The organism is Oleiphilus sp. HI0043 (assembly GCF_001634935.1).
In genome coordinates, this window is sequence record NZ_LWEY01000596.1 from 1 (window position 1) to 1,044 (window position 1,044).

Genomic DNA, 1,044 nt, shown 5'->3' on the forward strand with positions numbered 1-1,044 from the left:
GGCGTAACGGCAGAAGATATTTTAGGTGAATACTGGAAAGACCCCTTGTTTGGTCAGGCTGCGACTGATCGTACCGTCGAGCTTGAAGTGCTTGTTGGTAGGGTGTGGCCGCAATCTGTCAATATTAGTTCTGGTTCAAAGGTCAGAGTACTTGTTAAAAATCGTACTAACGAGCCTCATTTGCTCGTTTTTACAAAGGACCTGAAAGCTTTATACCAGTCAGAAGCGTACAAGATGTTTGTTCTTGACGAACTCTATCACTCTAAGAAAAAGGCGCAGCAGGGTTCAGGGCATTCGCACTCCGGGAATAGTGTAGGGGATGCAGAATCTATTGTTAAACCGCTATCTCAGAACCCTTCAGTGTTTGTTGTAGGTGGTGATAGAAAAGAAGTGTTAATTGAGTTTGAGGGAACTGGTATTGCAAACTACTCATGCATGATAGAGTCCCACCGAAATAATGAAACAGTAGGAAGTATAGTCATTGAATAATAAGTTTGAGTCTCTAAGCGTCAAAGCGGTCGATTGGCAAGATGGTGCGCTGGTTCTATTGGATCAGAGAAATCTACCTTTGTCTGAAGATTATATGAGTTGTCATGATGTTGAACAGGTTTATACGGCAATCAAGACGATGGTTGTACGTGGAGCGCCTGCAATTGGTATTTGTGCGGCTTACGGTGTTGTTTTGAGCGCAAAAAAGCACTTAATGAATGGAGTCGATTTTTATGAACGTATTAACAAGGATATTGAATTCCTGAGTCAAGCTAGGCCTACCGCGGTAAATTTAGCATGGGCTCTGAAAGTTATGCAGGAAGAGCTCCTAGCGCAGAAAGAGCAGGATTTTAGTTTAGAAAAGCTGCTTCTCCGCGCCCAGGAAATTCATCAAGAGGATATTGCTAACAACTTTAAAATGGGTGATTTAGCCTGTTCCGTGTTTAAACGCTTCCATGAAAAACCGTTCTCTGTCATGACTCATTGTAATGCCGGAGGCTTGGCTACAGGTGGCTATGGAACGGCTTTAGGGGTTATACGCTCAGCCTGGAGTGA

Annotated in this window: 1 protein-coding gene and 1 pseudogene; both read left to right on the forward strand. The window is 43.5% G+C overall.

The features are described 5' to 3' along the window. On the forward strand, positions 1–489 hold a 489-nt coding region (locus A3729_RS32505), incomplete at its 5' end, for a hypothetical protein (protein WP_197475656.1). Then, positions 482–1,044 (forward strand): annotated as a pseudogene (locus A3729_RS07375) (S-methyl-5-thioribose-1-phosphate isomerase); the annotation flags it as partial. The gene A3729_RS32505 and the pseudogene A3729_RS07375, both read left to right, overlap by 8 nt.